The sequence below is a fragment of the Segniliparus sp. genome, assembly GCF_051660745.1.
Taxonomy (GTDB): Bacteria; Actinomycetota; Actinomycetes; order Mycobacteriales; family Mycobacteriaceae; genus Segniliparus.
In genome coordinates, this window is the sequence record NZ_JBOFQF010000028.1 from 243,950 (window position 1) to 270,358 (window position 26,409).

At 67.7% G+C, this 26,409-nt stretch carries 25 protein-coding genes and 1 tRNA gene; 19 read left to right on the forward strand and 7 right to left on the reverse strand.

Features of this window, described 5'->3' with window-relative positions; genetic code table 11:
- Positions 1–41: 41 nt before the first annotated feature.
- The 7 genes from ACRC20_RS08645 to ACRC20_RS08675 all read left to right on the forward strand — a co-directional run bounded on the left by ACRC20_RS08645 (position 42) and on the right by ACRC20_RS08675 (position 5,215).
- Positions 42–115: transfer RNA gene (locus tag ACRC20_RS08645), tRNA-Pro, on the forward strand.
- Between the two features lie 67 nt (positions 116–182).
- Positions 183–1,541 (forward strand): trigger factor, encoded by a 1,359-nt coding sequence (tig, locus tag ACRC20_RS08650; protein ID WP_438685953.1) that lies wholly within the window; start codon positions 183–185, stop codon positions 1,539–1,541.
- A gap of 143 nt (positions 1,542–1,684) precedes the next feature.
- Positions 1,685–2,266: an ATP-dependent Clp protease proteolytic subunit gene (locus ACRC20_RS08655; RefSeq protein WP_438685954.1), complete on the forward strand. Its 582-nt coding sequence runs from the start codon at positions 1,685–1,687 to the stop codon at positions 2,264–2,266.
- Positions 2,267–2,297: 31 nt separating this feature from the next.
- The gene (locus ACRC20_RS08660; RefSeq protein WP_438685955.1) at positions 2,298–2,930 is read left to right on the forward strand and encodes an ATP-dependent Clp protease proteolytic subunit; all 633 of its coding nucleotides are present in this window, start codon (positions 2,298–2,300) and stop codon (positions 2,928–2,930) included.
- A gap of 91 nt (positions 2,931–3,021) precedes the next feature.
- Complete coding sequence (gene clpX / locus ACRC20_RS08665) at positions 3,022–4,302, forward strand: ATP-dependent Clp protease ATP-binding subunit ClpX (protein ID WP_438685956.1); 1,281 nt, start codon at positions 3,022–3,024, stop codon at positions 4,300–4,302.
- Between the two features lie 10 nt (positions 4,303–4,312).
- A complete protein-coding gene (gene aroQ / locus ACRC20_RS08670) occupies positions 4,313–4,768 on the forward strand; it encodes a type II 3-dehydroquinate dehydratase (protein WP_438685957.1) in 456 nt (151 codons plus the stop codon).
- A gap of 27 nt (positions 4,769–4,795) precedes the next feature.
- Positions 4,796–5,215, forward strand: coding sequence for a PPOX class F420-dependent oxidoreductase (locus ACRC20_RS08675; RefSeq protein ID WP_438685958.1), 420 nt, complete (start codon positions 4,796–4,798; stop codon positions 5,213–5,215).
- 18 nt (positions 5,216–5,233) lie between these two features.
- Here the strand turns inward: ACRC20_RS08675 and ACRC20_RS08680 are convergent, their stop codons facing one another.
- The 5 genes from ACRC20_RS08680 to ACRC20_RS08700 form a co-directional block, all read right to left on the reverse strand.
- Positions 5,234–6,040 (reverse strand): MBL fold metallo-hydrolase, encoded by an 807-nt coding sequence (locus tag ACRC20_RS08680; RefSeq protein ID WP_438685959.1) that lies wholly within the window; start codon positions 6,038–6,040, stop codon positions 5,234–5,236.
- Positions 6,041–6,050: 10 nt separating this feature from the next.
- Positions 6,051–7,220, reverse strand: a complete 1,170-nt coding sequence (locus ACRC20_RS08685; RefSeq protein WP_438685960.1) for an oxygenase MpaB family protein — start codon at positions 7,218–7,220, stop codon at positions 6,051–6,053.
- A gap of 162 nt (positions 7,221–7,382) precedes the next feature.
- Positions 7,383–9,143: an N-acyl-D-amino-acid deacylase family protein gene (locus ACRC20_RS08690; protein WP_438685961.1), complete on the reverse strand. Its 1,761-nt coding sequence runs from the start codon at positions 9,141–9,143 to the stop codon at positions 7,383–7,385.
- A gap of 103 nt (positions 9,144–9,246) precedes the next feature.
- Complete coding sequence (fdhD, locus tag ACRC20_RS08695; protein ID WP_438685962.1) at positions 9,247–10,089, reverse strand: formate dehydrogenase accessory sulfurtransferase FdhD; 843 nt, start codon at positions 10,087–10,089, stop codon at positions 9,247–9,249.
- A gap of 1 nt (position 10,090) precedes the next feature.
- The gene (locus ACRC20_RS08700) at positions 10,091–12,379 is read right to left on the reverse strand and encodes an FdhF/YdeP family oxidoreductase (RefSeq protein WP_438685963.1); all 2,289 of its coding nucleotides are present in this window, start codon (positions 12,377–12,379) and stop codon (positions 10,091–10,093) included.
- Between the two features lie 63 nt (positions 12,380–12,442).
- On the opposite strand from ACRC20_RS08700, the gene ACRC20_RS08705 reads away from it, so the two are divergent.
- Positions 12,443–12,715, forward strand: coding sequence for a phosphoribosyl-ATP diphosphatase (locus tag ACRC20_RS08705; protein ID WP_438685964.1), 273 nt, complete (start codon positions 12,443–12,445; stop codon positions 12,713–12,715).
- A complete protein-coding gene (gene hisG, locus ACRC20_RS08710) occupies positions 12,715–13,569 on the forward strand; it encodes an ATP phosphoribosyltransferase (protein ID WP_438685965.1) in 855 nt (284 codons plus the stop codon). The genes ACRC20_RS08705 and hisG overlap by 1 nt, the downstream gene beginning before the upstream one ends.
- Before the next feature lie 135 nt (positions 13,570–13,704).
- Here hisG and ACRC20_RS08715 read toward each other — a convergent pair whose 3' ends face one another.
- Positions 13,705–14,577 carry an SDR family oxidoreductase gene (locus tag ACRC20_RS08715; RefSeq protein WP_438685966.1) on the reverse strand — a complete coding sequence of 291 codons (873 nt, stop codon included), beginning with the start codon at positions 14,575–14,577 and terminating at the stop codon, positions 13,705–13,707.
- Between the two features lie 95 nt (positions 14,578–14,672).
- On the reverse strand, positions 14,673–15,659 hold the full coding sequence (locus ACRC20_RS08720) for an alpha/beta hydrolase (RefSeq protein WP_438685967.1): 987 nt from the start codon (positions 15,657–15,659) through the stop codon (positions 14,673–14,675).
- 126 nt (positions 15,660–15,785) lie between these two features.
- Here ACRC20_RS08720 and mqo point away from each other — a divergent pair, with 126 nt between their 5' ends.
- The 10 genes from mqo to ACRC20_RS08770 all read left to right on the forward strand — a co-directional run bounded on the left by mqo (position 15,786) and on the right by ACRC20_RS08770 (position 26,405).
- On the forward strand, positions 15,786–17,303 hold the full coding sequence (gene mqo, locus ACRC20_RS08725; protein ID WP_438685968.1) for a malate dehydrogenase (quinone): 1,518 nt from the start codon (positions 15,786–15,788) through the stop codon (positions 17,301–17,303).
- Complete coding sequence (gene cobA / locus ACRC20_RS08730; RefSeq protein WP_438685969.1) at positions 17,300–18,535, forward strand: uroporphyrinogen-III C-methyltransferase; 1,236 nt, start codon at positions 17,300–17,302, stop codon at positions 18,533–18,535. Before mqo ends, cobA begins: the two co-directional genes overlap by 4 nt.
- Positions 18,536–18,546: 11 nt before the next feature.
- Complete coding sequence (locus ACRC20_RS08735; protein ID WP_438685970.1) at positions 18,547–20,268, forward strand: MFS transporter; 1,722 nt, start codon at positions 18,547–18,549, stop codon at positions 20,266–20,268.
- Positions 20,269–20,469: 201 nt separating this feature from the next.
- A complete protein-coding gene (locus tag ACRC20_RS08740) occupies positions 20,470–21,969 on the forward strand; it encodes a flavin-containing monooxygenase (protein WP_438685971.1) in 1,500 nt (499 codons plus the stop codon).
- Positions 21,970–21,979: 10 nt separating this feature from the next.
- Positions 21,980–23,818: a proline--tRNA ligase gene (locus ACRC20_RS08745; RefSeq protein WP_438685972.1), complete on the forward strand. Its 1,839-nt coding sequence runs from the start codon at positions 21,980–21,982 to the stop codon at positions 23,816–23,818.
- A 9-nt stretch (positions 23,819–23,827) separates the two neighbouring features.
- The gene (locus tag ACRC20_RS08750) at positions 23,828–24,526 is read left to right on the forward strand and encodes an O-methyltransferase (protein ID WP_438685973.1); all 699 of its coding nucleotides are present in this window, start codon (positions 23,828–23,830) and stop codon (positions 24,524–24,526) included.
- Positions 24,527–24,575: 49 nt separating this feature from the next.
- Entirely contained in the window at positions 24,576–24,917 is a 342-nt protein-coding gene (locus tag ACRC20_RS08755; protein WP_438685974.1) for a hypothetical protein, read from the forward strand.
- Complete coding sequence (locus tag ACRC20_RS08760; protein WP_438685975.1) at positions 24,914–25,312, forward strand: DUF4190 domain-containing protein; 399 nt, start codon at positions 24,914–24,916, stop codon at positions 25,310–25,312. The genes ACRC20_RS08755 and ACRC20_RS08760 overlap by 4 nt, the downstream gene beginning before the upstream one ends.
- 94 nt (positions 25,313–25,406) lie before the next feature.
- Positions 25,407–25,898, forward strand: coding sequence for a hypothetical protein (locus tag ACRC20_RS08765; protein ID WP_438685976.1), 492 nt, complete (start codon positions 25,407–25,409; stop codon positions 25,896–25,898).
- A gap of 114 nt (positions 25,899–26,012) precedes the next feature.
- Positions 26,013–26,405, forward strand: a complete 393-nt coding sequence (locus tag ACRC20_RS08770) for a DUF2752 domain-containing protein (RefSeq protein ID WP_438685977.1) — start codon at positions 26,013–26,015, stop codon at positions 26,403–26,405.
- Positions 26,406–26,409: the final 4 nt, after the last annotated feature.

Genomic DNA, 26,409 nt, shown 5'->3' on the forward strand with positions numbered 1-26,409 from the left:
GCTGATGGTGTAAGATTCACCGCTGGCGTTTTCGTCTGTATCGGGGCGTGGCGCAGCTTGGTAGCGCATCCGCTTTGGGAGCGGAGGGTCGCAGGTTCGAATCCTGTCGCCCCGACAGAGCCGACTGACAGGTCGTTGAGTCGTTTGGCCTGATAGATAACTGATTTAAAGGAGACTGAGTAGTGCGGAGCACAGTGGAGCGGTTGAGCCCGACGCGGGTGCGGCTGGATGTCGAGATCCCGTTCGAGGAGCTCAAGCCCGAGCTCGACCAGGCGGTGCAGGTCCTCGCGCACCACGTCCGCATTCCCGGTTTCCGCCCCGGCAAAGCCCCCGCGCAGCTGATCCGCGCCCGGCTCGGCGAGGACGCGATCCTCTCCCAGCTGTTGGAGGAGGCTGTTCCGGCCCGCTACAGCGAGGCGGTCGCCGAGGCGAAGCTCCAGCCGCTCGGCCAGCCGAAGTTCGACCTCGGCGAGCAGAAGCCGGTGTTCGGCGAGCCGATCAGCTTCAGCGCGGAAGTCGACGTGCGCCCGGAGCTCGAGATCCCCAGCTTCGACACGATCGAGGCGACCGTGGACTCGCTCGCGGTCAGCGACGAGGACGTCACCGAGCGCATCGACCGGCTGCGCCAGCGTTTCCGCGAGCTCTCGCCGGTCAAGCGCAAGGCCAAAGAGGGCGACGTGGTGACCGTCGACGTGGTGGAGCTCGTGGACGGCGAGGCGGTCGAGGAGACCAAAGAGTCCGACCAGCCCATCGACCTCGGCGACCCCGGCACGCCGAAGAACCTCAAGGAAGCCGTGGTCGGCCTGAAAGAGGGCGAGAAGGGCAACGTCGAGTTCGAGACGTCCGCCGAGGACGCGCAGCGCAGCCTCGAGCTCACCGTCACCGCGGTGAAAGAGGTGAAGCTGCCCGAGCTCGACGAGGAGTTCGTCCAGACCGCTTCGAGCCATGACACCGTGGCGGAGCTGCTGGAGGCGACCCGCAAGGAGCTTGAGGAGGAGCGGCTGCGCGGGCGGCTGAACCAGATCCGCGAGCGCGTGGTCGACGCCCTGCTCGCCAAGATCGAGCCCCCGATCCCCGAAGCCGTGCTGAGCGGCAGGGTCCGCGGCCAGATCGCCCAGCTGACCCAGCGCACCGGGCTCACCCCCGAGCAGTTCGAGCAGTTCCTCCAGATCCAGGGCAAGACGCTCCCGGAGCTCGAGGAGCAGTTCGCGGAGGCCGCCAAGCGCGACCTCGGGCTGCAGCTGGTCCTCGACGCGATCGCCGACAAAGAGGGCCTCGCGACCGCCGAGCTGGAGCAGGTCGACGACTTGCGGGCGCGCGCCGCGCGGTACAGCGGCAAGAAGGCCGACGAGCAGCGCCAGCAGATCGAGCAGTACGCCTCGATGCTGGAGGAGGTCCGTCGCAACCAGGCGCTGCGCCAGGTGATCGACGCGGCGAAGATCACTGAGACGGACGGCGCGGCCGTCGACGTCGCGGAGCTGTTCTCCCAGGCTGCCCCGCAGTCGGAGGACCACTCCGGCCACGACCACGACCACGAGTAGTTCCGCTCTGCGCGAAGAAGCGTGGCCGCCGCCCCATGGCGGCCACGCCTCCCGCTAAGGTCGTTCTCAGACGGCGACCGACCGATCACTAATCGACACCGAGTAAGTAAGGCAGGCTATCGATGGGCAAGAACTTCCCGAGTATGCGTTCGGACATCGCGGGTCTGAACCTCACGGACTCCGTGTTCGAGCGGCTCTTGCGGGAGCGGATCATCTTCCTCGGCTCCGAGGTGGACGACGACATCGCCAACCGCCTGTGCGCGCAGATCCTGCTGCTCACGGCGGAGGACCCGACGAAGGACATCTCGCTGTACATCAACTCGCCCGGCGGGTCGATCAGCGCGGGCATGGCCATCTACGACACGATGCAGCTGTCGGAGTGCGACATCGCGACCTACGCCATGGGCCTCGCGGCCTCGATGGGCCAGTTCCTCCTCGCGGCCGGGGCGCCGGGCAAGCGCTTCGCCCTGCCGCACGCGCGGATCATGATGCACCAGCCCTCCGCAGGCATCTACGGCTCGGCCTCGGACATCACGATCCAGGCGGAGCAGATCGCCGCCACCAAGAAAGAGATGACCCGCCTCAACGCCGAGTTCACCGGGCAGACGGTGGAGAAGATCCACGAGGACTCCGAGCGCGACCGCTGGTTCACCGCGGCCGAGGCCAAGGAATACGGTTTCGTGGACCACGTCATCACCCGTGCGGCCAAGATCGGCAGCAACTAGAGCTTCGCGACGAGAAGAACGGATTGACATCATGAACCCCATCCAACCGACCTCCCGGTACATCGTCCCGAGCTTCATCGAGCACACCTCGACCGGCGTCAAAGAGACCAACCCCTACACCAAGCTCTTCGAGGAGCGGATCATCTTCCTGGGCACCCAGGTGGACGACACGTCCGCGAACGACATCATGGCGCAGCTGCTGGTGCTCGAATCGCTCGACCCGGACCGCGACATCACGATCTACATCAACTCGCCGGGCGGCTCGTTCACCTCGCTCATGGCCATCTACGACACGATGCAGTTCGTGCACTGCGACATCGCGACGGTCTGCTTGGGCCAGGCGGCCTCCGCCGCCGCCGTGCTGCTCGCCGCAGGCACCCCGGGCAAGCGGGCGGCCCTGCCGAACGCCAGGGTGCTCATCCACCAGCCCCGCATCGAGGGCGGCGCGATCCGAGGCCAGGCCACCGACTTGGAGATCCAGGCCGCCGAGATCGAGCGCATGCGCCGTCTCATGGAGACCACGCTCGCGACGCACACCGGCAGGAGCCCCGAGGAAGTCCGCAAAGACACCGACCGGGACAAGATTTTGACGGCGCAAGAGGCCAAAGACTACGGCATCATCGACTCGGTCTACCCGTACCGGAAGAAATCCGCGAAAAACTAATCCGGTTCTTCCCCCAAAAAACGCCTGAGGCAGGTAATGTCGGGTATGTGACGCGGAGTCACCAGGACGACGAGAGAAGGCACGGCACGAGATGGCACGCATTGGAGATGGGACAGACCTGTTGAAATGCTCTTTCTGCGGAAAGAGCCAAAAGCAGGTCAAGAAGCTGATCGCTGGTCCCGGCGTGTACATCTGCGACGAGTGCATCGACCTGTGCAACGAGATCATCGAGGAGGAGCTGGCCGAGGCAGGCGAGGTCAAGCTCGACGAGCTGCCCAAGCCCGCCGAGATCCGCGAGTTCCTCGAGGGCTACGTCGTCGGCCAGGATCCCGCGAAGCGGACGCTCGCGGTGGCGGTGTACAACCACTACAAGCGTATCCAGGCGGGCGAGAAGGCTGGTCGGGACGGCAAGGGCGTGGTCGAGCTCGCGAAGTCGAACATCCTCATGCTCGGGCCGACCGGCTGTGGCAAGACGTACCTCGCGCAGACCTTGGCGAAGATGCTCAACGTGCCGTTCGCCATCGCGGACGCCACCGCGCTGACCGAGGCCGGATACGTCGGCGAGGATGTGGAGAACATCCTGCTCAAGCTGATCCAGGCCGCCGACTACGACGTGAAGCGGGCCGAGACCGGCATTATCTACATCGACGAGGTCGACAAGATCGCGCGCAAGTCGGAGAACCCCTCGATCACCCGCGACGTCTCGGGCGAGGGCGTCCAGCAGGCCCTCCTGAAGATTCTTGAGGGCACCCAGGCCTCGGTCCCGCCGCAGGGCGGGCGCAAGCACCCCCATCAGGAGTTCATCCAGATCGACACGACGAACGTCCTGTTCATCGTCGCGGGGGCGTTCGCGGGCCTGGAGAAGATCATCGGCGAGCGCGTCGGGCGGCGCGGCTTGGGCTTCGGAGCCCAGATCCGCACCCGCGAGGACGTGGAGACCCGCGACTACTTCGGCGAGGTCATGCCGGAGGACCTCATCAAATTCGGCCTGATCCCCGAGTTCATCGGGCGCCTCCCGGTCATCGCGTCGGTCTCGAACCTGGACAAGGACGCGCTGGTCACGATCCTGACGGAGCCGAAGAACGCGCTGGTCAAGCAGTACCAACGGCTCTTCGAGATGGACAATGTCGAGTTGGAGTTCAACCCGGAGGCCGTGGCCGCGGTCGCCGACCAGGCGCTCTTGCGCGGCACCGGGGCCCGTGGGCTGCGCGCCATCATGGAAGAAGTCTTGCTCCCGGTCATGTACGACATCCCGAGCCGGGACGACGTCGCGAAAGTGGTCATCACTGAGGAGACCGTCCGCGAGAACGTGCTGCCGACCATCGTGCCGCGCAAGGCCCCGCGCAGCGAGCGGCGCGAGAAGAGCGCCTAGCCTCTCGCCCATGCCACAACGGATTTTATTGCTCAACGGCCCGAACCTCGGCGAGTTGGGCAGGCGGGAGCCCGCTGTCTACGGCAAGGAGACGCTCGCCGACGTGGAGCGCGCGTGCGCGGAAGCGGCCGCAGGGTTCCAGCTGGAGCTTCTCGCCAAGCAGTCGAACCACGAGGGGCAGCTCATCGACTGGATCCACGAGCCCGACCCGGAGCGGGTCGGCGTGGTGATCAACCCTGGCGGGCTCGCGCACACATCGGTCGTTCTGCGCGACGCGATCGCAGCTCTGTCGGTGCCCGTGGTCGAGGTGCATATCAGCAACGTCCACAAGCGCGAGGAGTTCCGCCACCACTCCTACCTGGCCCCGGTGGTGACCGGGGTGATCGCCGGGCTCGGCACGGGCGGCTACGTCCTCGCCGTCGAGCACCTGGGCAGGTTGGCGAAGCGCTCACGGGTCACTGTCTAGCGCGACGATCGCGGTTAGAGTGGGGGCATGGCCTCGTTGCAAGATCCTCAGGTTCGCGACTTCCTCTCGTCCGGGCCGAAAATCGGCCAGCTCGGGTATTTGGGCAAAGACGGCAGACCGCTTGTGGTGCCGATCTGGTTCATCGTGCGGGACGACGCGCTCGTCATCTCCACGGCGGCGGACTCCGTGAAGGCGAAGGCGCTCCAGCGCGATCCCCGAGTGGTGCTCACCGCGGACGTCGACACGATCCCGTACGCCTACGTGCAGGTGCAGGGCCTAGCTGAGGTCGACACGAATTCTCCGCAGAGCGGGGAGACTTTCCTCGAAATCGCGAAGCGTTACCTCGCCGAGGACGAGGTCGCGGGGTTCGTGGAGAAATACGGGAGCGTCGATTTAGCGTTGGTCACCATCCGCCCGACGAAAATCGTCCCGGTGTTTGAGACGTGAGCAACCCCGTCCTCGGCGCTAAACCTCGAAGGCTGCGGTGTTGCCCACGCCGATCCAGCGGACTCGCTCGCTGACCCCTTTGGCGCGGAACGCCGCTTCGGCGCGGTCGCGGCCCTCCGAGAAATGCGACCACCCCTCGTAGTGGACGGGGACGATCGTCTTGGCTTGGGAGCGCTGCGCGAACAGGGCGGCCTCGTCGGCGGTCATGGTGTAGCGCATCGGGCCGGTCAGGCGGAATTTCGCCGCGCCGAGATGCACGACGGCGACGGCGATGTCGAGGCGCTCGGCCACTTCGGCGAGGCCGTTGAACCAGACTGTGTCGCCAGAGATCCACAGCGCCCCGTCGCGCTGGCCCGGCCAGGAGAGCGCGAAGCCGGTCACCGGCCCGACCACGGGCTTGGAGAGCGGCGGCCCATGCCTGCCGGGGGTGGCGGTGACGGTGATCGTCGGCTTCCCCTCGGCTTCGAGCGTCGTCGTCTCCCATCGGCGCAGCCCGATCGCGTTGCCGCACAGCTTTTTCCGGCCAAGGCTCTTGGCGCCTTCCGGGGTGGTGACGACCGCGCCTGCCTTGGGCAGCAAGGTCCGTCCGGCCTCGTCGAGGTTGTCGTCGTGGCCGTGGTGGCTGAGCAGCACCGCGTCGACCGGCCCCAGCTCGCCGAGCGGCACGGACGGCGCGGTGGTCTTGCGCGAGCCGATGCCGGGACCCATCGAGTAGAAGCGGTTCCCGCCGGGGTCGAATGTCGGGTCGGTCACCAACCGCCACCCGCCGACCTCGATCAGCGTGGTCGGGCCGCCGATATGTGTGATCGAAAGCTGTGACACCATGCCACGAAGGCTACCCGATCTTGATCGGCTCGCCTTCGGCGGTGATCCGAGGCGTGCCCCGGTAGATGCTCTTCTTGGTGCGCCCGACCCGGTGGAGGGCCTGGTCGACCTCGTGGATGTCGCCCATGCTGTTGATCAGGATGGCGACGCCCCGGCCGAGCGCCTTGTAGACGCGGAGCAAGGCAGGGTTGGGCTGGCGGAAGTCGAGCACCTTCTGGATGGGCTCGGGCAGGATGTCCTGGATCAGCCAGCCGAAGAAGCCGCCCCGCAGTCCACGGGGGATCATGCGGACGTAGTCGATGTTGTCCGCGTTGATGGTGACGCCGACGACGGAGGGGGAGTTGTTGAGGACGTAGCGGCATTCCGCCTTCGTCTTTGGCAGGTCGGTTCCGCCGAGGGCTTCGCCGACGACGGCGTACTCGCGGTAGAACTGGTCGAGCGCCGCGCCCTTGAGGGGCCGGGGGTGGTAGCGCTCGTGCGCGGCGGCGAGGCCCTGGACCACGGTGGCATAGGTCCAGCGGAAGAACTCGGGCTCATCGGCGTCGTAGGGCTTGCCGTCGGGCCGGAAGCCCTTGACCTGGCCGTGCAGGGCACGAACCGTCTGGCACAGCGACTCGGCGGCTTCGGTCGAGCCGTAGGCGGCCCCGGCGAAGAAGGAGAGCGTGCGCCCGGCCCGAACGGCCCAGCCGGTTCCAGAGATCTTGCCGGGCAGGACTCGTCCGGTCTCCTTGTCGCGGCCGACCAGCTTCGAGTGGTCGAACACGGCGTACTGGATGTCCTGGTGCATGATATCGACGATGGCGGTGTTCAGCAGGCCGAGCGAGATCGTCGGGGTGTGGGTGAGCACGTACCAGATGGCGCTGTCCGGGCCGAACCATCCGGGATCGCCCATCGGGGCGTCGAACCGGGTCTTCTTGAAATAGTCGGGGCGGAAGAGCTCGAAGGACCAGTCCATCGGGTTGAGCACCCGCTTCGGGTTGGCGAGGGCGGCTTCGACCATCGGCTGGAAGCTCGGCGTTGAGTCGTAGAAGTCGAGAAGCTTGCGCCGCGCCCCGATGCGCAGCAGCGTGTCCCAGACCGCCACGGCGGTTTTGTTCCCAAAAGCGATGAGGGCCTCGGGCCGCTCCGGCCCGCGGGCGGCCGAAGGCTTCGGGGCCTGCGGCGCCGATCCCGATGTCATTGGGCAAGTCATGGTGCCTCCTGCATGAGCCTGGCATGTCCGCAGGCAGGCGCTCGCCGACTGCGACGTGATGTGCATTACTGATGCAATAGTACATGAACGTCACAATGTCTCGCACTGGACGCGCGAATACGAGGACTGCGCCATCTCGGCTTGACTGCGTCAGGCGGCGCCGGGCAGGAAGGTTCCCGCGCGAAGGGTGGCGCCGAAGCCCTCGGCGAATTCGCCGCCGTGGTAGACGAGCTTCCCGCCGACGACCGTGGCGGCCACTGCGGCTTCGTTGCGGTTGACGATCCGGGACACGCCGAACGCGGCGGCGTGCTCCTCGTGGTAGGACTCGAGCGAGCCGTCGAGCCCCGCCGGGTCCACAACCGCGATATCGGCGCGCCCGCCCAGCCGGAGCAGGCCCGCGTCGAGCCCGTACCACTCGCCGAGCTCGCCGGTCAGCCTGCGCACCGCCGCTTCGAGGCGCATGAACGGCTTTCCGGCCTCCTGCGCGTCTTTGACGAGCTTGAGCGCGCGCAGCGGGGCGTTGTAGAAGCCGAAGTTGCGCAGATGGGCTCCGGAGTCGTTGTTGCCGAGCTGGAACCACGGGTATGCCATCGACCGGCCGAGCTCGTCCGCCCGGTCGTTGGCGACAGTGGTGTGCCACCGCACGTCGCCGGGGTAGGCCGAGACCAAGTCGAGGAAGGCGTCCACCGGCTGCAGGCCGCGCTCGTCGGCGACCTGGCCGAAGGATTTGCCGACCACGGCCTTGTCCGGGCAGCTCACGATCTCGGTGTCGTAGAAATCCCGGTTCCAGGCGTTCACGCCGAACCGCTTGGCCATGTCCGCGCGGAACGCGCGGCGGTACCCCTCGCTCTTCATGAGCTCGCCCCGCTGCACTCGGTCGCGGATGTCCAGCGCGGCGGTGCCAGAGGCGAACTCCTCGAAAATGACCAGGTCGACCCCGTCCGAGTACAAGTGGAACGGCGCGGTGAGGAGTTGGAAGGAGACGTCCGATCCGATGAGGGGGTTCACGACTCCGGTGATGAGTTTGAGCAGGCGGATGACGTTGCGGTCGGATTTGAGGTCGAACGCGGCGAGGAGGCTGGTCTTGAGGGGTTTGCGCCCGCGAAAGCGGCCGAGCAGGCCCCCGGCGCTCTGGAGGAAGTGCTTGATCGTCTCGGGACGCTTCGAGACGTCGAGGTTGGACTGCACGACGCCGCCCCGCCCGCGAACGACGTCGTAGAGCGCGCCGTACTCCTGCCACGTCGCGTAGGTGGACGGCAGTTGCGCCCCGGCGAAGCGGGTGCCCGCGAGCTTCGAGAAACGCAGCCGGTCGGTGGACAGCCCCGCGAAGCCCGCGTCGAGCGCCTCGGCGACCATCGCCCGCATCTGGCCGAGCTCCGCCTTGGTCGGCCGGTACGTCGGGTCGGTGGCCCGCCCGAGGCCGAGCACGGCCACACGGATGTCGGAGTGCCCGATCAACGTCGCGACGTTGCAGCCGAGCGGCAGCCGCTCGACCGCCTCGCGGTACCCCTTCGGCCCGGTCCAGTCCTTGTTCTCTTTGAGCAGGCCGTGCACCGCGTCCCATGGCAGGGCTTCGACCCGCGCGAAGAGGTCGGCGGCTTCGTCCGGCTCGACATACACGGCGGACATCGAGCAATTGCCGTACAGCACGGTGGTGACGCCGTGGCGGACGGACTCGGCGAGGCCGGTGCCCGCGAACACCTCCGCGTCGTAATGGGTGTGCACGTCCACGAATCCGGGGAGCACCCACTTGCCTGTCGCGTCCACGGTCTGGGCGCCATCGGCGGGAAGCGGCCCGAGGGAGAACGCCGCGACTTTGCCGTCCTTGACCCCCACGTCGCAGCGCGTCCCTGGCGTCCCGGCCCCGTCGAAGACCAAACCGTTCCGGATGACGAGATCGAAATCAGGCATGGTCGTTCCTCTCGGACAGGGCGCAATGCGATGCTTCCCTATAGAATACAGCACTGTATGCGATAGGGGCGTGGGCCTCGGCGCACGAGCGGGCCCCTCGCGCTCAGGAAGGCTGCTCGGGCGCGACGACCCGATACGGATGGGTGTAGACGTTCATCGTCTCGCCGCGCAAGAACCCGACGAGGGTGAGCCCCGCCGAGGCCGCCAGGTCCACCGCCAACGACGACGGCGCCGACACCGCGGCGAGCAGCGGGATCCCCGCGAGCACCGCTTTCTGGACCAGCTCGAAGGAGGCTCGGCCCGAGACGACCAGCGCGTGTCCGGCGAGCGGCAGCTCGCCTTGGCGCAGGAAATGCCCGATTACCTTGTCCACCGCGTTATGCCGCCCGACGTCCTCGCGCACGGCGAGCACGTTGCCGTTCGGCTCCATGACCGCGGCGGCGTGGAGCCCGCCGGTGGCTTGGAACACGCGCTGCGCCGAGCGCAAGGCGTCCGGCGCGTCGGCGAGCACGGCGGAGGAGAAGCGGGACGCGTCGTCGGCGAGGCGGTACGCGCTCGCGGTCACGACCTGGTCGAGCGAGGTCTTCCCGCACACCCCGCAGGCGGAGGAGACGGCGAAGGAGCGGCCCAGGCCCTTCGCGCGGGCCTGCGCCTCCTCGCTGAGGGCCACGTCGACCACGTTGTAAGTCTGCAGGCCTGTCGCGGGGTCGACTCCCGCGCAGTAGCGGACCGCATGCACGTCCTCGCGGCCGCTCGCGATCCCCTCGGCGTGCAAGAACCCGTGGACGAGGTCCACGTCCTCGCCGGGGGTGCGCATCGTGAGGGTGAGCGCCTCGCCGCCGAGCCGGATCTCCAACGGCTCCTCCACGGCGAGCGAGTCGAGCCGGTCGGTCTGCGTCGCGCCGTTGACCCGGAGCACTGGCTTTCGGACCGTCACCCTGCCCATGTCAGCCCCCCACCGGTCTGAGCCGCACCGTGATGGCTTTCGCGACAGGGGTGTTGGAGCCTTTCGCCACGTGGTCCAGCGGCATGAGCGGGTTCGTCTCGGGATAGTAGGCCGCCGCGTTGCCCTTCGGCGTGTCGTAGGCGACGACTCGGAAGTTCGGGGCGACTCGCTCCTCTCGCGTCCCGTCCGAGTCCCATTCCGAGACGATGTCCACATGCGTGCCGTCCGAAAGGCCGAACTCGGCGACGTCCTCGGGGCTCACGAACACCACGCGCCGCCCGCCCGAGACGCCGCGATAGCGGTCCGAGAGGCCGTAGATGGTGGTGTTGAACTGGTCGTGGCTGCGCAGCGTCTGCAGGACGAGCCTGCCGTGGGGGACGGGCGTCCACTCCAGCGGGTTCGCGAAGAAATTCGCCTTGCCGGTCGTCGTGTGGAACTCCCGCGCGTCCCGGGGCGGGTGGGGGAGCGGGAACCCGTCCTTCTCGCGCACCCGCTCGTTGAAGTCCTCGAAGCCGGGCACGACGCGGCTGATCGCGTCGCGAATACGGTCGTAATCCTCTCGGAACGCCTCCCACGGCACCGGATGGCCGGGACCGAGCAGCGCCTGGGCCAGCTCGCAGACGATGGCCACTTCGCTGCGCAGCTCGTCGCTCGCGGGCTTGAGGTTGCCCCGCGACAGGTGCACCATCGACATCGAGTCCTCGACGGAGACCACCTGCTTGCCGCCCGCCTGGACGTCCTTGTCGGTGCGCCCGAGGGTCGGCAGGATCAGCGCGGTCCGCCCGCGCACCACGTGTGAGCGGTTGAGCTTGGTGGAGACCTGGACGGTGAGCGCGCAGCCGCGCAGCGCCGCCTCCAACAGCTCGGTGTCCGGCGCGGCCTGGACGAAGTTCCCGCCCATGCCCATGAAGACCTTCGCCTTCCCGTCCCGCATGAGGCGGATGGACTCGACCACGTCCGCGCCGTGCTCGCGGGGGCAGGAGAGGCCGAACTCCTGGTCCAAGGCCGCCAGGAAGCTTTCGGGCATCTGCTCCCACACGCCCATGGTCCGGTCGCCCTGCACGTTCGAGTGCCCGCGCACCGGGCAGACGCCTGCTCCGGGCTTGCCGATCATGCCGCGCAAGAGCAGCAGGCTGGTCGCGTCCTGGATGGTCGCGACGCCGTGCACGTGCTGGGTCAGGCCCATGGCCCAGCAGATGATCGTGCGCTGCGAGCTGGCGAGGAGCTCCGCGATCTCCCGCAACTGAGCCTCGCCGATCCCGCTGGCCTCCTCGACCACAGCGAGGTCTGTGGCGCGGATGTGCCGCTCGTACTCCGCGAAGCCGTGGGTGTGGCGCTCGATGAAATCGCGGTCGATCTGCCCGCTCTCCAGCAGGAGCTTCCCCAGCCCCTGGAACACGGCCTGGTCGCCGCCGAGGCGCACGCGCAGGAAATGGTCGGCGAGCTTGGTGCCCTTGCCGACCACTCCGTGCACGGTCTGCGGGTCTTTGAACCGGATCAAGCCCGCCTCGGGCAAGGGGTTCATCGCGACGATCCGGGCGCCGTTCGCTTTGGCCTTGTCCAGCGCGGTGAGCATCCGGGGGTGGTTGGTGCCAGGGTTCTGGCCCGCGATGAGGATGAGGTCGGCGTGGTGGACGTCGTCGAGCGAGACGGAGCCCTTGCCGATGCCGATCGAGGCGGACAACGCCGTGCCGGAGGACTCGTGGCACATGTTCGAGCAGTCGGGGAGGTTGTTGGTGCCGAAGGAGCGCACGAGCAGCTGGTAGCAGAACGCCGCCTCGTTGCTGGTGCGCCCCGAGGTGTAGAACACGGCCTCGTCCGGGCTCGCGAGCGCGCCCAGCTCGTCCGCGACGAGGCGGTAGGCCTCGGACCAAGAGATCGGCTCGTAGTGGGTGGCTCCGGGCCGGGCCACCATGGGATGGGTGAGCCTGCCCTGCTGGCCGAGCCAGTAGTTGGTGTGGTCTTCGAGGTCCGCGAGGGAGTGCCGGGCGAAGAACTCAGGGCCTGCCTTCGCCGTGGTGGCCTCGTCGGTGACGGCCTTCGCGCCGTTCTCGCAGAACTCGGCGAGCCTGCGGTGGCCCTGTGGGTCCGGCCACGCGCAGCTCGGACAGTCGAAACCGTGGTCTTGGTTCAACCGCGCGAAAGTCTCGGCGGTTCGGATCGCGCCCATCTGCGGCAAGGCCCGGCCCATCGAGACCAGCACGGCCTTGACCCCTGCCGCGTGGTCCTCTGGGTGGGTGACGACAAGGTCGGACTCGTCGATCTCTTCGGGACGTGCTTTTGGCCTCACTCCTCTAGTGTGCTCCCTCCTCTGAGCAGGCGGCAAGAGGGCTCATGAGAGACTGTCTGGGCTATGGCAGCCCAGAAAACTTTCGAGACCCTGTTCGCCGAGCTGAAAGCTCGGGCGGAGAGCGGCGACACCGACAGCTCGACCGTGACCGCGCTCGGCAAAGGCGTGCACTTCATCGGCAAGAAACTCATCGAGGAAGCGGCCGAGGTGTGGATGGCCGCCGAGCACGAGGACGACGAGGCCCTTGCCTTGGAGCTCTCGCAGCTGTTGTATTGGGCGCAAGTGGTCGCCCTCGCTCGTGGAATCGAGCTGAACGACATCTACGGGAGGCTCTGATGCTGCGGGTCGCCGTGCCCAACAAGGGCATGATCTCGGGTCCGGCCGCCGACCTTCTGTCGGAGGCGGGGTACCGCCGCCGTCGTGACAGCAAGGACCTCTCGGTGCTCGACGCGGCGAACGAGGTCGAGTTCTTTTTCCTGCGACCCCGCGACATCGCGGTGTACGTCGGCTCCGGGGAGCTCGATCTGGGCATCACCGGGCGGGATTTGGCGTTGGACGCGGGCGCGCGGGTGCGCGAGCGCCTCGCCCTCGGCTTCGCGACCTCGAAGTTCCGCCTCGCGGCTCCGACCGGCCAGGACTGGACTCTTGAGAAGCTGGCGGGCAAGCGCATCGCGACCTCGTTGCCGAACCTCATGCGCGCGCACCTGCACAAGCACGGGGTGGACGCCACAGTTGTGCCATTGGACGGCGCGGTGGAGATCTCGGTGCAGCTCGGCGTCGCCGATGTGGTGGCGGACGTGGTGGACTCCGGCCAGACGCTCAGCCAGCACGGGCTCGCGCCGTTCGGCGATCCGATCTGTGTCTCCGAGGCGGTCCTCTTCGAGAGCGACGGCGAGGCCGACCCCGCGAAGGAGAAGGCCAAAGCCCAGCTGACGGCCAGGCTCCAGGGCGTGGTCTTCGCCCAGAAGTACCTCATGCTCGACTACGACTGCCCGAGGACGGTCCTCGACAATGCGGTCGCCGTCACTCCCGGTTTGGAGTCGCCCACCATCGCCGACCTTGCGAACCCGGAGTGGGTCGCGGTGCGCGCGCTCACCCCGCGCGCCGAGGTGAACGCGGTGATGGACAAGCTCGAAGAGCTGGGGGCGAAGGCGATCCTCGCCTCCGACGTGCGGCACTGCCGGTTCTGACGCCGGGCGTGAGCCGGGCGCGGTGGCAGAGCGCCGACCGAGGGTGCGCATCCATTCGGCTGTGCCGTCGGGCAGCTGTCTCTCTCGCCGCCGACCGTGGTTTTTGTCCGCAGGCGGAAGCTCTCGCGACGGAGGTCAGCCGACGCGCGACCAGAACCGCATGACCAGGTCTGCGAGCCTTGGGAAATACGCGCTTTGCAGGTGGAGCCAGCCCGCATACCGGGCCGAGATGCGTGGCGGGCGGGTTCTCGCCGCCAACACTGCCCAAGAGCCTGCCTCGTGGAGGGGAAGCGTGGGCACTTTGTCGTACTGCCGGGTCGGCGCGATCATCGGGGTGCGCACCAAGGGGTAGTAGAGCGCGGTCGTGCGCACGCCTTTGTCGTGCAACTCCACGCCGAGGGTGCGGTGCGCGATGGCGAGAGCCGCCTTGGAGGCCACGTACGCTCCGAATTTCGGCAACGAGTCCGCAAGCACCCCCCATGTCGCCGCGTTGATGATGTGTCCGTCGCCGCGTTCGACCATGCCGGGCAGGAATCCCTTGGTCAGCCGCATCGCGGAGAAGTAATTGATCTGCATGACCCGCTCGAAGTCATGCCAGCGCTCAAGCGATTCGGCCGTGTGCCTGCGGATGGAGCGCCCTGCGTTGTTCACAAGGATATCCACCCCGCCGAACTCGGCGTTGACCTCCTCCACGAGCTTGTCCACGGCTTCGAGGTCGCTCAGATCGCAAGAGATGGCGATGGCCTCGCCGCCTCCGGCATTGATCTTGGCGGCGACGGCGGCGAGTTCTTCTTGCCTGCGCGCCACGATGATGACTCGTGCGCCGAGTTTCGCGAATTGGCACGCGTTCTCCTCTCCGATGCCGGACGAGGCTCCGGTGATGAGCACTCGCTTGCCCTGGAGCGGCACCCCGTAGGACGGATCCCGCCTCGCGCGCCAGACTCCGAAGCCGCTGGAAGCGTTCTGGAACCAGGTGGCCACTGGGTTGTCCGCCAGTAAGTTACTCATGGGTAATAAAATATGACATAGATTATGACATAGATAATAACGAAGTCAAGGCGGAGGCTCCCGCCCCGATCGCATGGGGCCGGCGGCTTAGTTTTTCAGCCTAGTTTTTCAGCGGGGGGAGCCTCGTCGACGCGCTCGTCCAGCCACTGGTCCAGCGCCGCATAGGCCCTCGTGCGGGCCTCGGCCCGAGAGAGAAAGACGTCGTGGCGGGCTTGCGGAATCTGCACCACGTCGGTCTGCGGCGTGAGAAACCCGGCCCAGCGCTTGATGTGCGACACGTCCAGGACAGCGTCGGAGGAGTCCAGCTTCTCGGGGTCAGACCCAGAGAGGTACGACCGGTCGGAGTGCAGGACCAGCGCGGGGACTCCGACGTCCACGCCGTGGTGCCATTCCCGCTGCGCACGGGTCACCGCGCGCAGCCAGCCGAGCCGCAGCGGCGGTCCGAGCAGCGGTTTGCGCTCCAAGCTGTAGTCCCATTCGCCCCGGTAGTCCTTGTGCAGGCTCTCGCCGTACGCGCCGAGCCCGCCTTGGGGGAGCGTCAGCATCGGGGCGAGCCGCCCGACCGTCTCGGCGAGCCCCTTCGCGACGAATCGCAGCGGGGCCGGGGCGGGAAGCTCCACGAACGGGCTGTTGAGCACGAGGCCACGGACCAGCCGGGACGCGGCAGAGGCTGGATCGCGGCGCTCCCGTGCGACGGCGAGCGGCGCGATGAGCCCGCCGGTCGAGTGCCCGTGCACGAGGGTCGAGACGGCTCCGCCCGGGAAGGCGGGGCCGAGCTCGGCCTGGATCGTTTCGAGCGCCGCGCGGATGTCGACGTCGTACTGGGCGAAGTCCGAGCTGTAATGCGGGGTGAGCCACGGGCGCCGGGAGCGCCCGCACTTGCGGAGGTCCACGGCGTAGAACCGATAGCCGCGCGCGGCGAAGTGCTCGGCGAGCCCGCGTTGGAAGAAGTAGTCGTTATAGCCGTGCACGTGCAGGACAGCGCCCCGAGGAGCGCCGTCCGCGTCGGGCGGAACATGTTTGACGAGGGTGGCGAAAATCTCCCCTTCGCCGTCAGGATCGTCTCCGAGCGGAATAGTCAATTGTCGAAAATCGTCCCCAAGCTCGTCAGACGACCAAAGGGTGGATGAATCTGCGGCGATGCTCACGCGGGCATCATAGACATCCTGAGTGACAAGCGGAAGCAGGTCAGACGTACTATTCTGAACATGCCTGAGCAAACCGCCCCTGCGAAAACGACTAAGAAGGCCGGCGCCGCCGTGCTGGAGACGGATGTGGCCCTCATCGGAGCCGGAGTTGTGAGCGCCACGCTCGGCTCCCTCCTGCGCCAGGTGCAGCCGGATTGGTCCATCGCCGTGTTCGAGCGCCGTCCGGGCGCGGCCGAGGAGTCGAGCTCCCCGTGGAACAACGCGGGCACCGGGCACTCGGCGCTCTGCGAGCTCAACTACACCCCGGCCAAGCCGGGCGGCGGCGTGGACATCACGAAGGCTGTCGCGATCAACGAGCAGTTCCAGGTGACGCGGCAGTTCTGGTCGAGCCTCGTCCAGGCGGGGCACCTGGTGGAGCCGAAGCGGTTCATCAACCCGGTCCCGCACATGAGCTGGGTGACCGGGCAGGAAGACTCCGACTACCTCAAGACCCGGTACGAGACCCTCTCGAAGCACCCGCTGTTCTCGAACATGGGCTTCTCCACCGATCCCGACGAGTTCGCCAAGCGGCTGCCGCTCATGGCCCGGGGCCGCGACTTCTCCGACCCGTTCGCGATCACCTGGGAGGAGGACGGCACCGACGTGAACTTCGGCGAGCTGAGCCGCCAGCTCCTCGCCCACGTCGCGGGCGCCGGTCCGCTCCTGTTCGAGCACGAGGTGACGAGCCTCAAGCGCGACGGCGACCGCTGGAAGCTCTCGGTCAAAAACCTTCGGACCGGGGAGAAGATCACCGCACGGGCGAAGTTCGTCTTCGTCGGCGCGGGCGGCTACGCGCTGCCGCTCCTGCAGTCCGCAGGCGTGCCCGCGGTCAAGGGCATGGGCGGGTTCCCGATCTCCGGCGCGTTCTTGCGCTGCACGAACCCCGCGATCGTCGAGCAGCACCAGGCCAAGGTGTACGGGAAGGCCAAGGGGTCGGCTCCGCCGATGTCCGTGCCGCACCTGGACACCAGGGTGATCGACGGGAAGAAGGGCGTCCTCTTCGGCCCGTACGCGGGCTGGTCGCCGAAGTACTTGAAAGAAGGCAGGCTCACCGACCTCTTCGCCTCGCTGCGCCCCGCCAACATCCTGCCCTACCTCTCGGTGGCCGCCACCGAGTTCAACCTGGTCACCTACCTCGTCGGGCAGCTGCTCCAGTCCACCTCGGACCGGATCGCGGCGTTGGCGGACTTCGTCCCCGCCGTCGACCCGGCGGACTGGGAGCTGTACTTCGCGGGCCAACGGGTGCAGATCATCCGGGGCAAGGGCGCGAAGGGCACCTTGGAGCTCGGCACCGCCGTCGAGACCACGCCGGACGGCACCGTCGCCGGACTGCTCGGGGCTTCGCCCGGCGCTTCGACCTGTGTGTCCGCGATGCTCTCGCTGCTCGAACGGTGCTTCCCGAAGGACCACGAGCGCTGGGTCGGGAAGATCAAAGAGCTCGTGCCGTCGTACGGGACGAAGCTCGCCGACAACCCGCAGCTCCACGAGCGCTTGTTCGCCGACTCCGCCAAGACCCTCGAGCTGACTTCGGGCTCTTGAGCTCTTCTGCCGCCGAACCGTATCTCGCGGGCCTGAACCTCGCGGACAAGCCGGTCGTGGTCGTCGGCGGGGGAGCAGTGGCCCGCCGCAGGGTCGCGGGCCTGGTGCGGGCAGGAGCGCGGGTGACCGTCGTCGCGCCATCGGTGACCACTGCTATCGAGGCGACTAGAGGCGTCGCCGTCGTGCTCCGGGAATACCGCGAAGGCGATCTTGACGGGTTCTGGTACGCCCTCGCCTGCACCGACGACCCCGAGACGAACGCTCGCGTCGTGGCCGAGGCCGACCGGCTGCGGATCTTCTGCGTCCGGGCGGACCAGGCGAGGAGCGGCTCCGCCGTCACGCCCGCGATCGGCCGCTCCGGCTCGCTGACCGTCGGGGTCCTCTCGAACGGCGACCACCGCCGTTCCGCCGCCGCGCGCACCGCGATCCAGGCCGCGATCGAGGACGGCCGCCTGGACGTGGAGGCAGAACGGGAGGCAGGCGCCCCCGCTCCAGGGGTGGCGCTCGTCGGAGCGGGGCCGGGCGACCCGGAGCTCATCACGATCCGGGGCAAGCGGCTTTTGGCCAAGGCGGACGTGGTCGTCGCCGACCGGCTGGCCCCGCCGGAGCTGCTGGCGGAGCTGGGGCCGAAGGTCGAGGTCGTGGACGCGGCGAAGGTGCCGGGCGGGCGCTCGATGGACCAAGAGGACATCAACCGGGCGCTGATCGAGCACGCGCGCGCCGGGAAGTTCGTTGTGCGGCTGAAAGGCGGCGACCCGTACGTGTTCGGCAGGGGCTTCGAGGAGTACCTGGCCTGCGTGCGGGCAGGCGTCCCGGTGACGGTGGTGCCGGGCGTGTCGAGCGCGATCGCGGCTCCCGCGCTCGCGCAGATCCCGGTCACCCATCGCGGGGTGACGCACGAGGTCGTGATCGCGAGCGGGCACCTCGCGCCTGATTCCCCCGCGTCGCTCGTCGACTGGCCGGGGCTCGCCCGGCTGAAGGGCACGCTCGTGCTGCTCATGGCTATCACGCATGTGCGGGCGATCAGCGCGGCGCTCGTCGCGGGCGGGCGTGACCCGGCGACTCCTGCCGCCGTTGTGGAAGACGCGGGGCGGCAAGGCCAGCGTGTGCTCAGAACCCGGCTCGACCAGATCGCCGACCTCGTGGCGGCAGAGCAGGTCGGGCCGCCCGCGGTCGTCGTGGTCGGCCCTGTTGTGGCGCTCTTGGACCAAGCAGGGGCTTCCAGCGGGTAGTCTCGATGCCCATGAGCCGGATCACGAAAGAAGCCGAGGCAGAAGCGGGCGAGACGGCGCCGAGGCGCGCTGAGGCCCTCGCCGGGCTGCTCGAACCAGGCGCGCAGGCGCCGTCGCCCGCGCTGGTCGAAGAACAGGCTTCCTCGCGCAGCCTCGTGCAGCTCGGGACCGGCTTTGTGAAGGACAGGTGGAACGAGTTCCTGCACGGCCGCCACGACCACACCCAGCGCTCGAACGCGTTCTGCCTCGCGATCCTCGCCTTGGGCGGCATGCAGTTCATGGCGACGCTCGACGGGACCGTCGCGAATATCGCCCTGTTCCGCATCCAAGAAGCCCTGCATCTTTCCGCGCCGGGCCGGTCGTGGGTGATCACCGCGTATGTGCTCGCTTTCGGCGGGCTCATGCTGCTCGGCGGGCGGCTCGGCGATCTCATCGGGCGCAAGCGGGCGTTCCTGATCGGCGTCGGCGTCTTCACCCTCGGGTCCTTGCTGTGCTCGTTGTCCTGGGACGAGACCTCGCTCTTGGTCTTCCGGGCGATCCAGGGCTCGGGCGCGGCGTTGGCCTCGCCGACGGGCCTCGCGCTCGTCGCGACGCTCTTCACCCCCGGCACGGCGCGGAACATCGCGGTGGCCATCTACGGCGGGATGCTGGGCATCGGCTCGATCGCGGGCTTGATCTTCGGCGGGGCGCTCACCGAGCTCGGCCGGTTCGTCGGCGAGCACGTCGGGATATCCGGCCTGGACTGGCAGCTCATCTTCGTGGTGAACGTCCCGATCGGCATCGGCATCTTGGTCCTCACCCTGCTCACGATTCCGGACGTGGCCCCGCACAGCACGAAGCTGGACGTGCCGGGGGCTGTCACGTCGGCGGGCGCTGTGTTCTTGTTCGTCTTCGGCTTCACGCAGGGCCCCATCTGGGGGTGGAAGAGCCCCGGGATCGTCGGGCCGCTGCTCGTCGGCGTGGCGCTCCTCGCGGCGTTCGTCGTGATCGAGCTTCGCTCGCCCAACCCGCTGGTGCCGCTGCGGCTCTTCGCGAACAAAGACAAGATCGCGACGTTCGGGACCATCGTCCTGTCCGGCGCGATCCTCATGTGCCTGACCATCTACGTCGTGCTTTTCTTCCAGGACGTCTTGCGCTATTCGCCGCTGAAGACCGGGCTCTCGTTCATCCCGTTCGCCATCGCGCTCGGCGTCGGCAGCCAGATCGCGGTGCTCCTGCTCAAGAGGATCGCCCCGCGTTGGACGGCGGGGGTCGGCCTCGCGTTCGTGCTCGCGGGCTTCCTCTACGGCTCGACCCTCACGCCGTCCGCCCATTACGTGCAGAACCTGCTCGCGCCGATCCTGCTCATCGGCTTCGGCATCGGCGTGGTCCTGGTGCCGCTGCCGCTGTGCGCGTTGGTCGGCGTCCCGGACGAGGAGCTCGGGCCGCTCGCGGCCATCGCGCTGGTCGCGCAGGAGCTCGGCGGGCCTGTCGGCCTTTCGGTGATGGGCGGCCTGTTGTTCTCTTCGAGAAAGCTCGAGGTCGGCAAGAGCAACTCGGTCGGGATGACGCCCGCCGAACTCGCCCAGCTCTCGTCGGGCTACACCTTCGGCCTCTTGATCCTGGCCGGGGCCGCTTTGGTCGCCGCCGCGGTCGGATTTTTCATCGGATACACCCCGGACCAGATCGCCGAAGCCCAGGAGGCGAAGGCCGCCGCCGATTCGGGAGAGGGCGAATTGGCGCATTCCGTGTGATGCGAGTCACGTATTCTCCGCTCGGGGCCGAGTATCCAGAACGCCGTTATGACATTGTTCGCGTTGTGCGCTAGGCTCAGTCGTGGAACACGTTTTTGGGAGCTGTCCCATAGGCGTGCGTCACACCGCTAGATCGATGTGCGTCCCCTCGGCGACGAGGCCTGAACGCCCTGGCGGTCGAGAACGACGTGAGGAGCAGAAATGACGACGTTGGCCAGCAACGGGACGACGAAGGGGAAAGACAGCCTGCGCGCTCCTTCTGTCGTGGTTATCGGCGCGGGGATGTCCGGGGTGGCGATGGGGGCCAAGCTCAAGGAAGCCGGGATCGAGGACTTCGTCATCTTGGAGAAAGGGCGCAGCATCGGCGGGACATGGCGCGAGAACACCTATCCGGGCCTGACGTGCGACGTGCCCTCGCACTGGTACCAGTACACCTTCGCGAAGAACCCCGAGTGGTCGCACCTCTTCCCGACGCAGCCGGAGATCGAGCGCTATCTCGACGAGACGGCGGACCGCCTCGGGGTCACTCCGCGCATCCGCTTCGGAGAGGAAGTCGTCGAGGCGGTCTTCGAGGACGGGAAATGGCGGGTGGCCACGACGAAGGATGTGTACTCCGCAGACTTCGTCGTCTCTGCCTCTGGTGTGCTGCACCACCCCAAGACCGCCCCGCTGCCGGGGCTCGACTCGTTCCAAGGCGCGCTCTTCCACTCGGCCCGCTGGGACCACTCCGTGCCCCTCGAAGGCAGGCGGGTCGGGGTGGTCGGCACCGGGTCGACCGGCGTCCAGATCGTCTCGGCGCTATCCAAGCGGAACGTCGACGTGACGCTCTTCCAACGCACCGCGCAATGGGTCGCCCCGCTGCCGAACCCGCCGACCGGCCCGGTCCTGCGTTGGGCGCTGCGGACCTTCCCCGCGCTCAACACGGTGTTCTACCGGACGCTCCGAGTGCTCTTCGGCGGACTCTTCCAAGGCGTGATCCATCCGGAGGGGATCCGGTACAAGCTGGTCAACGCGTTCTGCCACCTCCATCTGCGCACTGTCAGAGACAAGGGGCTGCGGGCGAAGCTCACCCCGCCGGACAAGCCCATGTGCAAGCGCACGGTGATCCACCCGGCGTTCTACCGCGCCGTGCAGCGCCCGAACGTGCATTTGGTCACTGAGGGGATCGACCGCGTCGTGGACAACGGGATCGTCACGAAGGACGGCCAGCTGCACGAGCTCGACGTGCTCGTCATGGCGACCGGCTTCGACTTCCACGCCTTCGTGCGTCCGGCCAAGATCGTCGGCGACGGCGGACGGACCCTCGACGAGGCGTGGGCCGAGAGCGGCCCGAGGGCCTACCGGACGGTGGCCGTGCCGGGGTTCCCGAATTTCTTCTTCGTGATGGGCCCGCACAGCCCGGTCGGGAACTTCTCCCTGGTCGGGATCGCCGAGGCGCAGGCGAAGTACATCATGGGGTGGATCGACCGGTGGCGCACGGGGCAGTTCGATTTCGCCGAGCCGAGGCAGGACGTCACGGACGCCTACAACGCGGAGATCAAAGAAGCCGTGAAGGGGACGATCTGGGTCAGCGGCTGCAACAGTTGGTACCTCGGCAAAGACGGGGCGCCCGAGCTGTGGCCCTGGTCGCCGTGGAAGCACGAGAGGATGCTCTCGAAGATCGCCGAAGACGAGTTCGCGCTCACCAAGAGCGGCCCGTAAGATCTTCGGAATGGTCACTCGACTCTCTGAACTGTTTTTGCGCACCCTGCGGGAGGATCCCGCCGACGCCGAGGTCTCCAACCACAAGCTCCTCGTGCGGGGCGGCTACTTCCGACGGATCTCGCCGGGCGTGTTCGCGTGGCTGCCGCTCGGCCTGAAGGTGCTGCGGCAGATCGAGAACGTGGTGCGAGAAGAGATGGACGGGATCGGCGGCCAGGAGATCCTGCTGCCCGCGCTCGCGCCGCGACAGCCCTACGAGACCTCCAACCGGTGGACGGAGTACGGGGACAACCTTTTCCGGCTCAAGGACCGCAAAGGCGGCGACTACCTGCTCGCGCCGACCCACGAGGAGCTGTTCGCGCTCATCGTGAAGGGGGAGTACACCTCGTACAAGGACCTGCCGACGATTCTTTACCAGATCCAGACGAAGTACCGGGACGAGGAGCGCCCGCGCGCAGGCATTCTGCGCGGCAGGGAGTTCGTCATGAAGGACTCGTACTCCTTCGACGTGGACGAGGCGGGCAACAAGGCTGCCTACCACTCGCACCGCGAGGCGTACCAGCGGATCTTCGAGCGGCTCGGGGTCTCGTACGTCATCGTCGCCGCGACCTCGGGCGCGATGGGCGGCTCGGCGAGCGAGGAGTTCCTCGCGGAGAGCGCGATCGGCGAGGACACCTACGTGCGCTGCGTGGAGTCCGGCTACGCCGCGAACGTCGAGGCCGTCACGACGCCCCCGGCCGCCCCGGTCGACTTTTCGGGAGCGCCAGCGGCGCAGACGCACGACACCGGCGACACGCCGACCATCGCGAGCCTGGTGGCGTGGGCGAACACGGTGCTTATCGGTGAGAAAGGCCTCGGGCGCGAAGTGGCCGCCGCCGACACGCTGAAAAACGTCCTCGTCAAAGTCCGCGAGCCCCAGAAGGGCGGGAAGCAAGGCGAGTGGGAGCTGCTCGCGATCGGCCTGCCCGGCGACCGCGAGGTGGACTTCAAACGCCTCGGCGCGCAGCTGGAGCCCGCCGAGGTGGAGCTCTTGACCGAGGAGGACTTCGCCGCGCACCCGTTCCTCGTGCGGGGGTACATCGGCCCCGGCGCGCTCCGCGCCAACGGAGTCCGCTACCTCCTCGACCCCCGGATTGGGATCGGCACGAGCTGGATCACCGGCGCGGACGAGCAAGGCAAACACGTCGTCGGCCTCGTGCACGGCCGAGACTTCACTGCGGACGGGACTGTCGAGGCCGCCGAGGTCCGCGAGGGCGACCTGTCGCCCGACGGCAAGGGGCCGCTCGTCGCGGCGCGCGGCATCGAGATCGGACATGTCTTCGCGCTCGGCACGAAGTACACCGACGCGTTCTCGGTGGACGTCCTCGGCGAGAACGGCAAGCCCGCGCGGCTCATCATGGGCTCGTACGGCGTCGGGGTCTCCCGGCTGGTCGGCGTGGTCGCCGAGCAGTGGCACGACGAGAAGGGTTTGCGCTGGCCGCCGCAGATCGCGCCGTTCCAGGTCCACGTGCTCGCCACAGGGAAGGGCGGGGCCGAGGCCGAGGCGGCCGAGCGGTACGCGGCCGAGCTCGAATCCCACGGGCTGCGTGTCCTCCTTGACGACCGCAAGGCTTCGCCCGGTGTGAAATTCGCCGACGCGGAGCTGCTCGGCACGCCGGTCATCGTGGTGGTCGGACGGGACTGGGCGAGCGAGGGCAAGGTCGAGCTGAAGGAACGCTTCACCGGCGAGTCGGGCCTCGTCGAGGCGGGCGTCGTCGTCCCATCGGCGGTCGCGGCCCTCGCCAAGGCCGCGGAATTCGTCGCAAGGGGCTCGGGCCAGGCGGCGGGACGGGCAGGCTCCGGCGAGTAGGCTGGGGCTATGACCAGACACTTCCACCCCGACCCGGCATGGGTCGCCGTCGAGGACTGGTTGTCGCAGACCTTGTTCTCCCCGGAAGAGGAGGAGACCGGGTCGATTTTCGACCGGAACAAGGCAGGCGGCTTGCCGCCCATCGACGTCGTGCCGACCGCAGGGAAGTTCCTCTTCCTCTTGGCCAAGATCGCCGGGGCCCGCCGCGTCCTCGAAGTCGGCACGCTCGGCGGGTACAGCTCCACGTGGCTCGCGCGCGCGTTGCCGTCCGGCGGCACGGTCGTGACGCTGGAGATCGACCCGCATCACGCCGAGGTCGCACGGGAGAACCATGTCCTCGCCGGGGTCGGCGACCTCGTTGAGGTCGTGGTCGGCCCGGCCATCGACTCGCTGCTCGCGTTCAAAGCCGAGGGCGTCGAGCCGTTCGACCTGGTCTTCATCGACGCCGACAAGCGCAATAACGCGAACTACGTGCGGCTGGCGGTCGATCTCGCCCGTCCGGGCACGGTGATCGTGGTCGACAACGCCGTGCGCGGCGGGGCGATCATCGACCCGAACGCGTTGGACCTCGAACACGGCGACAACGATGCGCGCGGCACCCGCGAGGTGCTCGAATTGCTGGGGTCGCACCCGAGGCTCGACGCGACTGCCTTGCAGCTCGTGTCCTCGAAAGGGTGGGATGGCATCGCTGTTGCGGTTGTGCGATAGTGATCTTAGCCGGTTGTGCGCCGGGGGACCTGACTGAGGAGTTTGTGACATGACCTATCCGACCGAGCCAAATCCGTACGGTGCTCCGGGACAACCGGGCGCTCCGGGCCAGCCGCCGTTCGCCCAAGGCTTTCCCGGCCAGCAGCCGCCTGCCGAGAAGAAGAACACCCTCGGGATCCTCGCGGTGGTCTTCGCCGCGTTGTTCGACATCTGCGCCATCGGCCTGATCCTCGGCATCGTCGCGGTCGCGACCGCCAAGGACAACGCGCAGCAGAAGAAGTTCGGCTGGATCGCCATCGGCATCGCGATCGCCTGGGGAGTTATCGGCGCCATCCTGAGCCTCAGCGGCGTCCTTGACTTCTCTGGCAGCGTGAGCACCACGACTCCGTGACGTATCCGGAGAACCCGCCCGAAGGGCAGCACCCTTTCCCGGGCACGGGCCAGCCCGTGCCCGGGTATTCGGTGTACCCTGCGGGGCCGCAGGCCCAGTACCCGCCGCAGTACTACCAGCCGCCGCAGACAGAGTCGAGCAATCTTGCGATCGCCGCGCTGGTCCTGGGGATTCTCTCGCTGACCGGCTGCAGCTGTCTGACCGGCATTCCCGCGATCATTTGCGCCAGGACGTACCTGGGCAAGAATCTGCCGGAGAACCGGGCGTTGGCCCAAGTCGGCTTCTGGTTGGGCGTTGTGGCCACCGCGATCGGCGTGATCACGGTCTTGGTCTATGGGGCGCTGATCGCTTTCGGCCTCGCTGGTGGATTCGGCGATCTGCCCGATCAGAACTGAGCTTTCGCCCGATACGGCGGGACGTTCGAAGCGCGATTATGAGAGAGTGGAGGGAGCCGGTCGTGCGCCGGGGGATTGACGAGGAGTTCACGCGATGACGTATCCGCCTGGGCAGGATCCGTATGGGCAGTCGCCGTACGGAGGATCGCCGTACGGGGGATCGCCGCCGAACCCATACGTCCAGCCGTCGAGCCCGTACGGCGGGAGTCCCTACGGCGGGCAGCCCCAGAACCCGTACGGCGCCCAACCGCCATATGGGGGACAGCCCCCATACGGAGCGCCTGGTGGATACGGATCCCCGGCGCAGGGGAGCGGCTCCGACACACTGGGCATTATTGGCACAGTCCTCGGGGCAATCGGCCTTTTGACCTCCTGGTGCTGTGGATGCTTGAACCTCTTGAGCCTCGCCGCGCTCATCCTCGGGATCATCGGGATGAACAAGGCGAAGCAAGAGAGCCGCAGCCAGGGCCTGTCGCTTGCCGCAATTGTGCTCGGCGGGCTCGGCCTGCTCATCGGCGTTGGCATGGTGGTTGCTAGTTTGATCTGGCATTTCTCGCTCGGTGTGCCGAACAGGTTCAACCCTTAGATCGTTTCGCGTCAACGGAGAGGGAGCGTTATGTGCGCCTACACGGAGGTTTCCGCCCACCGGTCGATATCGGCAAGGGCGGGGCTCGCCTTCTCTGGGCTTTTCACGCGCGGCATGGCCGCGCCGATCGGGGTGGGAGCCATCGGCCTCGCCTCATGCGTCGGGATGTGGTTCGCCCATCCGGAGACTCCTGGCGGGCCCATCCCGCCGTGCCCGCTCCGGCAGCTCTTCGGGATCGACTGCCCGGGATGCGGCGGCTCTCGGATGATGTGGCATCTGATGCACGGGGATGTGCTGCAAGCTTTGCGGTACAACGCCGTGGCGCTCGTGATCGTCGTGGCGCTGGCATACGCCTGGTTCGCCTGGTTCGTGAACCGGTGGCGCGGGATGAAACTGCCCACGTGGCATGACAAGCTCTGGGGCGGATGCGCGATCGGGTTCGTCGTGCCGGTGTGGTTCGTCGTCCGCAACCTCCCCTTCGCCCCGTTCACCCTGCTCCATGTGTGACAGG

Bases quoted from the DNA above. Each gene is read 5' to 3' on its own strand.
- ACRC20_RS08660 (WP_438685955.1), top strand. From the start codon at position 2,298: ATGAACCCCATCCAACCGACCTCCCGGTACATCGTCCCGAGCTTCATC.
- ACRC20_RS08770 (WP_438685977.1), top strand. From the start codon at position 26,013: ATGGCCGCGCCGATCGGGGTGGGAGCCATCGGCCTCGCCTCATGCGTC.
- ACRC20_RS08680 (WP_438685959.1), bottom strand. From the start codon at position 6,040: ATGGTGTCACAGCTTTCGATCACACATATCGGCGGCCCGACCACGCTG.
- ACRC20_RS08705 (WP_438685964.1), top strand. From the start codon at position 12,443: ATGGCAGCCCAGAAAACTTTCGAGACCCTGTTCGCCGAGCTGAAAGCT.
- clpX (WP_438685956.1), top strand. From the start codon at position 3,022: ATGGCACGCATTGGAGATGGGACAGACCTGTTGAAATGCTCTTTCTGC.
- ACRC20_RS08750 (WP_438685973.1), top strand. From the start codon at position 23,828: ATGACCAGACACTTCCACCCCGACCCGGCATGGGTCGCCGTCGAGGAC.
- ACRC20_RS08740 (WP_438685971.1), top strand. From the start codon at position 20,470: ATGACGACGTTGGCCAGCAACGGGACGACGAAGGGGAAAGACAGCCTG.
- ACRC20_RS08745 (WP_438685972.1), top strand. From the start codon at position 21,980: ATGGTCACTCGACTCTCTGAACTGTTTTTGCGCACCCTGCGGGAGGAT.
- ACRC20_RS08690 (WP_438685961.1), bottom strand. From the start codon at position 9,143: ATGCCTGATTTCGATCTCGTCATCCGGAACGGTTTGGTCTTCGACGGG.
- ACRC20_RS08675 (WP_438685958.1), top strand. From the start codon at position 4,796: ATGGCCTCGTTGCAAGATCCTCAGGTTCGCGACTTCCTCTCGTCCGGG.
- ACRC20_RS08735 (WP_438685970.1), top strand. From the start codon at position 18,547: ATGAGCCGGATCACGAAAGAAGCCGAGGCAGAAGCGGGCGAGACGGCG.
- hisG (WP_438685965.1), top strand. From the start codon at position 12,715: ATGCTGCGGGTCGCCGTGCCCAACAAGGGCATGATCTCGGGTCCGGCC.
- ACRC20_RS08715 (WP_438685966.1), bottom strand. From the start codon at position 14,577: ATGAGTAACTTACTGGCGGACAACCCAGTGGCCACCTGGTTCCAGAAC.
- mqo (WP_438685968.1), top strand. From the start codon at position 15,786: ATGCCTGAGCAAACCGCCCCTGCGAAAACGACTAAGAAGGCCGGCGCC.
- ACRC20_RS08655 (WP_438685954.1), top strand. From the start codon at position 1,685: ATGCGTTCGGACATCGCGGGTCTGAACCTCACGGACTCCGTGTTCGAG.
- ACRC20_RS08685 (WP_438685960.1), bottom strand. From the start codon at position 7,220: ATGACATCGGGATCGGCGCCGCAGGCCCCGAAGCCTTCGGCCGCCCGC.
- fdhD (WP_438685962.1), bottom strand. From the start codon at position 10,089: ATGGGCAGGGTGACGGTCCGAAAGCCAGTGCTCCGGGTCAACGGCGCG.
- ACRC20_RS08755 (WP_438685974.1), top strand. From the start codon at position 24,576: ATGACCTATCCGACCGAGCCAAATCCGTACGGTGCTCCGGGACAACCG.
- ACRC20_RS08765 (WP_438685976.1), top strand. From the start codon at position 25,407: ATGACGTATCCGCCTGGGCAGGATCCGTATGGGCAGTCGCCGTACGGA.
- aroQ (WP_438685957.1), top strand. From the start codon at position 4,313: ATGCCACAACGGATTTTATTGCTCAACGGCCCGAACCTCGGCGAGTTG.